7 protein-coding genes and 1 pseudogene are annotated in these 8080 nt (G+C 53.3%); 2 read left to right on the top strand and 6 right to left on the bottom strand.

Annotation, left to right across the window (positions count from 1 at the left end):
• The 5 genes and pseudogenes from WKJ04_RS18065 to WKJ04_RS18045 form a co-directional block, all read right to left on the bottom strand.
• Positions 1–1115 (bottom strand): annotated as a pseudogene (locus tag WKJ04_RS18065) (YgiQ family radical SAM protein); the annotation flags it as partial.
• Positions 1116–1252: 137 nt separating this feature from the next.
• On the bottom strand, positions 1253–1690 hold the full coding sequence (locus WKJ04_RS18060) for a DUF6265 family protein (protein WP_337881688.1): 438 nt from the start codon (positions 1688–1690) through the stop codon (positions 1253–1255).
• Positions 1691–1761: 71 nt separating this feature from the next.
• Positions 1762–2325, bottom strand: coding sequence for a TMEM165/GDT1 family protein (locus WKJ04_RS18055; RefSeq protein WP_337881687.1), 564 nt, complete (start codon positions 2323–2325; stop codon positions 1762–1764).
• A 249-nt stretch (positions 2326–2574) separates the two neighbouring features.
• Positions 2575–3408, bottom strand: a complete 834-nt coding sequence (gene fghA, locus WKJ04_RS18050) for an S-formylglutathione hydrolase (RefSeq protein WP_337881686.1) — start codon at positions 3406–3408, stop codon at positions 2575–2577.
• A gap of 94 nt (positions 3409–3502) precedes the next feature.
• Positions 3503–4621, bottom strand: coding sequence for an S-(hydroxymethyl)glutathione dehydrogenase/class III alcohol dehydrogenase (locus WKJ04_RS18045; protein WP_337881685.1), 1119 nt, complete (start codon positions 4619–4621; stop codon positions 3503–3505).
• Positions 4622–4720: 99 nt separating this feature from the next.
• Here WKJ04_RS18045 and WKJ04_RS18040 point away from each other — a divergent pair, with 99 nt between their 5' ends.
• A complete protein-coding gene (locus WKJ04_RS18040) occupies positions 4721–5599 on the top strand; it encodes a LysR family transcriptional regulator (protein ID WP_337881684.1) in 879 nt (292 codons plus the stop codon).
• Between the two features lie 45 nt (positions 5600–5644).
• Positions 5645–6880, top strand: coding sequence for a multidrug effflux MFS transporter (locus tag WKJ04_RS18035; protein WP_337881683.1), 1236 nt, complete (start codon positions 5645–5647; stop codon positions 6878–6880).
• Positions 6881–7217: 337 nt separating this feature from the next.
• On the opposite strand, the gene WKJ04_RS18030 is transcribed toward WKJ04_RS18035, so the two are convergent.
• Positions 7218–8080: DUF4145 domain-containing protein (locus WKJ04_RS18030; RefSeq protein ID WP_337881682.1), on the bottom strand; the 863-nt coding region annotated here is incomplete at its 5' end.

Genomic DNA, 8080 nt, shown 5'->3' with positions numbered 1-8080 from the left:
TTGGGCTTGCCATACACCGGGTGCGGCACCCGCTGATAAGGCAAACCAAAGACGCCGTCCATCTCTTCCGTAGTCAGCGGAAACGCCGGTGGGTTGATCCACAAATGGCGGTCACCGTGGCGCTGCATAATAGCGCGGGCACAACCCGGGTTGGTTTCCTGGTGCAAAATACGTGACGCATGGGCATACAGCGCTTTATTCACACTGACCTGCTCAAAAGCCGGCAGTTTGACATAGGTTTTCTCCCAGGGCTTTTGCCGGGGTGCCTGCACCATCACCGGCTTGGCTTCCACTGGCTGCGGCTGGGTTAAATCAATGCCTTGTTTGGCAAACTCAGAAAAGCTGCCACAGCCGACATCATCGGCGCCATAAGGGTTTGGAATAGGGTCAATTTTACCGACTTTGTCGATGGCGGTGGAGTCCACGCCGCGCCATTCCGGCATGGCCTCTTTGCGGATCACCGCAGTGCCGCGAATGCCTTGCAGTTCGGCCACCGGCTCGCCAGCGGCCAGCCGGTGCGCCACTTCAACCAAAGGGCGCTCCGCATTGCCATAAATTAATAACTCGGCTTTGGCGTCAAATAAAATGGAGCGGCGGACTTTTTCCTGCCAGTAATCGTAATGGGCAATACGGCGCAGACTGGCTTCAATGCCCCCGATAATCACCGGCACTTCTTTGTAAGCTTCTTTACAGCGCTGCGAATAGACAATCACAGCGCGGTCCGGTCTTTTGCCACCTTCATTACCCGGTGTGTAGGCATCGTCGTGGCGCAGCTTTTTATCCGCTGTGTAGCGGTTAATCATGGAGTCCATATTGCCGGCCGATACGCCAAAAAACAGGTTGGGTTTGCCCAGACGCATAAAGTCGTCTTTGCTGTTCCAGTCCGGCTGCGCAATGATCCCCACCCGGAAGCCCTGACTTTCCAGCATGCGGCCGACCACCGCCATACCAAAGCTGGGGTGATCAACATACGCATCGCCCACCACCAGAATCACATCACAGCTGTCCCAGCCCAGTTTGTCCATCTCGGCGCGGCTCATCGGCAAAAAAGGTGCTGTGCCGTAACACTCGGCCCAGTACTTGGGGTACGAGAACAACCCACGTTCGGCTTGCATCCGGGCAACCGGGGCTGAAGGACGAAGTTTTTCAGTGGTCTGTAACATAAAGTTCTCGTATCTGCTGTGTGCTCAGAAAATGGCCGCGCATTATACCCACATCAGCTGGCCTTGCCTAATGCCTCCGGGGCTTTTTGTTACTGCCGTGCAAAGTTCAGGCTAAAGCCTTTCTCCATTCCGTCGCTGACCTTCACCCTTAATTGTTTTGGCCCTTGCAGCTGGTATTCAATTTTCTTTGGAAAATCATGGCTCTGGTTTTCAAATACAAAAAGGTTTTGCTCGCAGCTGGTTAATTTAAAGGCCACAGGCAAAGGGTTGTGTTTTACCTTGGCCAGATAAAACACCTCCCCCTGCATTTGCAGTAAACGCAGTTCTTCAGAATCTTTCAGCTTGCCTTCGGCATTTTTGGTCTGGCCCCAGCCTTCCATACTCTGGTGCGATAAACGCAGCCAGCGTTCAGTAATTTGGTTTTGCCCTTGTTGCGCCAGCCAGTTGCCGGTGAGTGAGCTTAATTGCTGCAGCCCGCAATCGGCCATCGCCAGGCTGGGAAGACATACTAACAACCATAGTTTCATACTGAACTCCTGCTTCGTTCTGGGTTCAGCATAAGCAAGAGCGCCGCACGCTGCCAGTGGTAAAAGCGGCGCTAGTTGTAAAATGCGATAGTCATTACACCCAGTAGCATAAATACAGCACAGGCGGCGCGGCGCGCCCAGTCGAGCGAGATTTTTTCCAGTAACCAGCGCCCGGCGTACACCACAGGCACGTTGGCGGCCAGCATCCCAAGCGTAGTGCCAATAATGACCCAACTGGTGGCATCATAAGTGGCAGCCAACAGGACAGTCGCAATCTGAGTTTTATCACCAATTTCGGCCAGGAAAAACAGCACAGTACTGGCAACAAAAGCACCGTATTTCAGCACGGTATTTTCATCACTGTCGTCTTTGTCCGGCACCAATAACCAGAGCGCCACCGCAATAAAGGAGGCTCCCAGCAACCAGCCATGCCAGCCTGTTGGAATAAACTGGGCCACCCAGGCACCAAACCAGGCGGACGCGGCATGGTTGAGCAAAGTTGCCAGCAGAATACCGGCGATAATGGCCGTGCGGGAACGAAAGCGTGCCGCGAGAAATAAGGATAAAAGTTGGGTTTTGTCACCGATTTCGGCCAGAGCGACCGCGGAAAACGACGAGAAAAAAGCATCCATCATGGGTGTGAACCTGCACCGGCGGGACATTCAACATAAGACAACAGTCCGACGCCCGCCAGGGATCAGAAGGTTGTCTCAGGTCTCATCAATCGGGCGCGGCTGCATCCGCGCCCCGACGTCACTGCCATATGCATAAGGCATAAGTCTGTTGACAGTGCCGCCTGGTGGTTGGTCTGAACCATCAGGCAGATTACTCCCCCAAGAGCGCGCGCATTTTAGCCGCGCCGCCGGGCCAAACACAAGAGCTTTTTAGCCGGCCAGGTGGCGGGCATGAAAGCGCAAATGCTCTTCAATAAAGCTGGCGATAAAGTAGTAGCTATGGTCATAGCCCGGTTGCAGGCGAATTTGCGCACCGCTCTGGCTGCGCTGGTTGGCGTCCAGTAACGCCTCTGTGCGCAGCTGCGCCGGGTAAAACTGATCCGCATCGCCCTGGTCCACCAGAATGGGCAAGGTGGTCTGGGTTTTGGCCAGCAGATAGGCGGCGTCGTACTGCAGCCACTGCGCTTTATCATTCCCCAGGTAGGCGGCAAAAGCTTTTTGGCCCCAGGCACATTCACTGGGCTGGCAAATCGGCGAAAAAGCCGACACTGAACTGAAGCCACCTTCACGCAAAGCGATTACCAAAGCGCCGTGGCCCCCCATCGAATGGCCGGAAATTGCCTGGCGGCCATTGGCCGACAGATGCGCATTCACCAGCGCCGGTAATTCCTGGCTGATGTAGTCGTACATCCGGTAATGCGCCGCCCAGGGGGTTTCTGTCGCATTGAGATAAAAACCTGCGCCTTGCCCTAAATCGTAAGCCGGGTCGTCGGCCACCAGTTCGCCACGTGGGCTGGTGTCCGGCATCACCAGCATCAGCCCAAGCTCGGCCGCGACACGCTGGGCCCCGGCTTTGACGGAGAAATTTTCGTCGGTACAGGTTAACCCCGACAACCAATACAGCACCGGCACTTTGCCCTTCGCTGCCTGTGGCGGCAAATACACTGAAAACTGCATCACAGAGTTCAGACTGTTGGAATGGTGTTCATAGCGGCGTTGCAGGCCACCAAATAACTTATGTTCAGCCACTTGAATTAACGGCATAAAATTCTCCCTGAAATGCAGACAGCCGGCCTGATGCCAGCTGTATTACCTGTTCTAAAGGCTCCAGTCAGGCTGGAGCCCAGAGCTCCGACTGTCAGAAATGAATGACAGTACGGATGGATTTGCCTTCATGCATTAAATCAAAGGCGTCGTTAATTTGCTCCAACGGCATAGTGTGCGTAATAAAGGTGTCCAGTTCAAACTCCCCCTTTAAATAACGCTCGACATAATCCGGCAGTTCAGAGCGGCCTTTGACGCCACCAAAAGCCGTGCCACGCCATACGCGGCCCGTCACCAGCTGAAACGGACGGGTGGAGATTTCTGCACCAGCTGGCGCCACCCCAATAATCACCGACTCCCCCCAGCCTTTATGGCAACACTCTAAGGCCGAACGCATCACATTGACGTTACCAATACATTCAAAGGAGAAATCCACGCCACCGTCGGTCATTTCGACAATCACGTCCTGAATGGGCTTGTCGTAGTTTTTCGGGTTGATCACGTCGGTCGCACCCAGCTGACGGGCAATATCAAACTTCGACTCGTTGATATCAATGGCAATAATCCGGCTGGCTTTGGCCATCACGGCACCAATAATGGCCGACAAACCAATACCGCCTAAACCAAACACAGCCACCGTGTCGCCTGCTTTCACTTTGGCGGTGTTCATCACGGCGCCCATGCCAGTGGTGACACCACAGCCCAATAAACACACTTTTTCCAGCGGCGCCGCTTTGTTGATTTTGGCCAAAGAAATCTCTGGCAGTACAGTGTACTCAGAGAAGGTGGAGGTGCCCATGTAGTGGTAAATCGGCTGGCCGTCTTTGGAAAACCGGGTGGTGCCGTCTGGCATCAGGCCCTGGCCCTGGGTGGCACGAATGGCCTGACACAGGTTGGTTTTGCCCGATAAACAGAACTTGCATTTGCCACATTCCGGGGTGTAGAGCGGAATGACGTGGTCACCCACTGCGACGCTGGTAACCCCTTCGCCCACAGCTTCGACAATACCCCCACCTTCATGGCCTAAAATGCAGGGGAATTTGCCTTCAGAATCCTGACCAGACAAAGTGTACGCGTCGGTATGGCAAACACCTGTGGCAATAATACGCACCAGCACTTCGCCTTTTTGCGGAGGCATTAAATCCACTTCTTCAATTTTTAATGGCTGACCTGGGCCCCAGGCCACAGCTGCGCGGGTTTTAATGGGTTGCATGGTCTGTTCCTTCTGTAAAAGCGACTTCAACTATAGCTCTATTGTAATTTTTTCCAATTCAATGATAATCCGGCAAAAATACAAATGAGTTTTGCATAAATGAAAGAGTGGCAGGGCGTCAGCGAATTTGTCGCTGTGGCCGAACAAGGCAGTTTTTCTGCCGCGGCCCGCAGTTTAGGTATTTCAGTGGCGCAAGTCAGCCGTACCATAGACCAACTGGAGCAACGGCTGACGATCAAACTGGTGCAACGCACCACCCGCCAGGTGCGGCTGACCGACAATGGCCAGCTGTATTACCAGCAATGCCGCCCGCTGGTATTTGGCCTGCAGCAGGCCAACCAGTTACTGCAAAGCCTGCAGCACGAGCCCAGCGGCCCGGTGCGGCTGACGGCGCCGGTTTATTACGGCGAAACCGTTATTGCGCCTTTGTTACACGAGTTTTTATTACGCTACCCCAAACTGCAGCTGGACTTGGTGCTGACCAATGACCAACTGGATTTAGTCAAAGGCGGTTTTGACGCCGCTATCCGGCTGGGCCAACTGACCGACTCCAGCCTGCAGGCGAGAAAGCTGGGCAGCCGGCGTTTATTTCTGGCGGCAAGCCCGGCTTACCTGCAGCAGCACGGCACCCCAAAAAACCTGAACGAGCTGCAGCAGCACCAATGCCTGGTCGGTTCGTTGGACATCTGGCGTTTTGAGCAGCACCGCCAGAAACTGCAGATACGACCCACGCCCTATTTAAAGTGCAACAGTGGGGTGGCCTTAACCGACGCCTGCTTAAAAGGCTTGGGGATCACCCAACTGCCGGATTATTACCTGAAACCTTACCTGGATTCAGGCCAGCTGTTGTCCTTATTGCCCGACTACCAGCCGACCGACGACGGTATTTGGGCGCTGTACCCGCTGACCCGTCACCTGCCGTTAAAAGTGCGGCTGCTGCTGGATCACCTGCAACAACAACTGACGGATCTGTCATAAAAAACCGTTATACTGCCGCCTTCGTTGGTTTAGGATCCGTATCAGATGTCCGATTACTCCACCCATGCCCCTGCGTCGAAAATTTCCAGCCTTGAATTTACCGTGCTGGTGGCTTTGCTGATGTCGGTGGTCGCTATTTCCATTGATGCCTTGTTGCCTGCGCTGGATTTTATTCGCGCCGAAGTGCCGATGAGCCACCCAAACCAGGCGCAGCTACTTATCAGCAGCCTGTTTTTAGGCATGGCGGCCGGCCAGCTGATTTGTGGCCCGCTGTCGGACGCGACAGGCCGCAAGCCAGTGCTGTACGGCGGTATAGCGCTGTTTCTGGCCGGCACTGTGCTCTGTTATTTCGCGCAAAGTATTGAAGGCTTGTTGCTGGGCCGCATTATTCAGGGCCTGGGCGTGTCTGGCCCTTATGTGTCAGCCATTTCGATAGTGCGCGACAAATACGCCGGTAATGAAATGGCGCGGGTGATGTCGCTGGTGATGCTGATTTTTATTCTGGTGCCAGCCATTGCGCCCAGTTTAGGCCAGGGCATTTTGTACATTGCCGACTGGCGCGCCATTTTCCTGATGTATTTGGGCTATGCCCTGCTGATTGGCGGCTGGATCCACTGGCGGCTGGACGAAACCCTGCCCAAAGCCAACCGTATTCCTATGACAGTGGCTGGTTTTAAAGCAGGTTTTGCTGAAGTGGTAAGCAATGGCCCAACCGTCTGCTACACCCTCTGTATGGGGTTGTTTTTTGGCAGCTTTATTGGCTACCTGAATTCGTCCCAACAAATTTTCCAGCAGCAGTTTGGCACCGGAGAAGCCTTTACTTTGTACTTTGGCTTATTGGCGCTGGTATTTGGTGGCGCTTCGTTGGTAAACGCCAAATTTGTGCAACGTTTTGGTATGGAGCTGCTGTGCCGCCGCGCCGTGCTGGCCATTCTGGTGTTGTCAGCGGCCTTTTTAGCGCTGCACGGTGCAGTGCAGATTGAGCTGTGGATGTTTTTGCTGTACGCCTCTGGCTTATTTTTCTGCTTTGGCCTGGTGTTTGGCAACGTGAATGCGATGGCGATGGAGCCTATGGGCCATGTGGCGGGTATAGCGTCCGCCGTGATAGGCGCAACATCGTCTTTACTGTCGCTGACTCTCGGCACTTATATAGGCCAGCAATACAACGGCAGCTTAGTCCCGGTGACCAGTGGCTTTTTAGTGCTTGGCAGCATTTGCTTAGGCCTGCTTTACCTGGCCGCCAACCTGAAAGCCCGAGAAGCAGAAGCAACCGCCTCTTAACCCCGTTGGTGCGGCAACCCGCCTGATTGCATAACTAGGCGGGTTGCCGCAGCTTTAGCCGCGCTGAGTTGTAGTGGGCTAAACCATGCTATAGCTGACATAGCGCCAGTGGAAAAGGCAGAGCCTAGTTTTATCCGTGCAGAGCTGCGAAGCCTGTGGTTTACTGCCATCCCATTGCATAACGCCGCCAGCACACGCGGCTTTGTAGTGAAGGCGAAGCCGCAACGAAAAAGACGTCGCTATGCCTGGCTTTGTTATGCCTAGCGCCCCAAACCTTTAGCCTCGTTTATACGGGCTACCAAAGCATCAATTGACGCTCTCTTCTCTGGATATAACTCTATAAGTATGTGTTCAAAAATCCTATAACCATCAAGCACATCACTTCTCCGAACCCGAACGCCCCCCCATGTGTACCGTCGTTTCCTAGCCATCGTATTGCATTAGCCGGATCTATGATTTTTCTACTTTCTTCCGGAAGCAAATTAATGCGATTTGCAAGGGATAAAAACTTTCCATTTCCATCGACTGACGCCACCTCCATTTCACCAAGGAGGACTTCCAGTGCAGAGCGCAAAGCGCTTAGGCTCAGGCTTGGTAAAGAAAAGAACGTTGAGAACGAGGCATCGAGGGCCCTTTCAACACATTCCGGTGTATCTTTTGGCGGAATAAATATTCTGAGCGATGGTTCAAAATATTTTATCTGAAAGTTATCAAACCAATCCCAATCTCCAGAGCCATCATTTAGATATTCTTGAGATACATCACCAGTTCCAACACAAACTACTCGGCAGCCACATGAGGAATTTGAGCACTTCAGATGCATCGTAAAAACGTATTCAATCCAATCAGGGTCAAAATTCGGATGATTGGTGTCTATTGGTTCTTTATATTGTTTTTTGAATTGATCTTTTTCACACGATAGCGATTGAACTCCACATTTAGGGCATGGCCATACTGGAATGTTGTCACTGTGAAAATATGATGTGAACAAATTATCGTCGAGCACTAAGACTTTCTCCATGTATGGCATAACGTTGAGCGCACGCGCGCGAACCTTGGTGAGCGTCGCTGCGGCCGCAGGCCGCGAGTGCCGCGACGTGTTAGCCGAAAGCCCGAACCACGGGAACGCGAAAACCCAGACAACGCTGTAAACATCCCTTAAAATCGGTGCATTCCTGATTAGAGTTCTCCGGCGTACAC

Source organism: Rheinheimera sp., from assembly GCF_037442345.1.
In the GTDB taxonomy this organism is placed as follows: Bacteria; Pseudomonadota; Gammaproteobacteria; order Enterobacterales; family Alteromonadaceae; genus Pararheinheimera.
The sequence above is the reverse complement of the archived record's forward strand: the minus strand, read 5'-3'. Positions and strand labels throughout refer to the sequence as shown.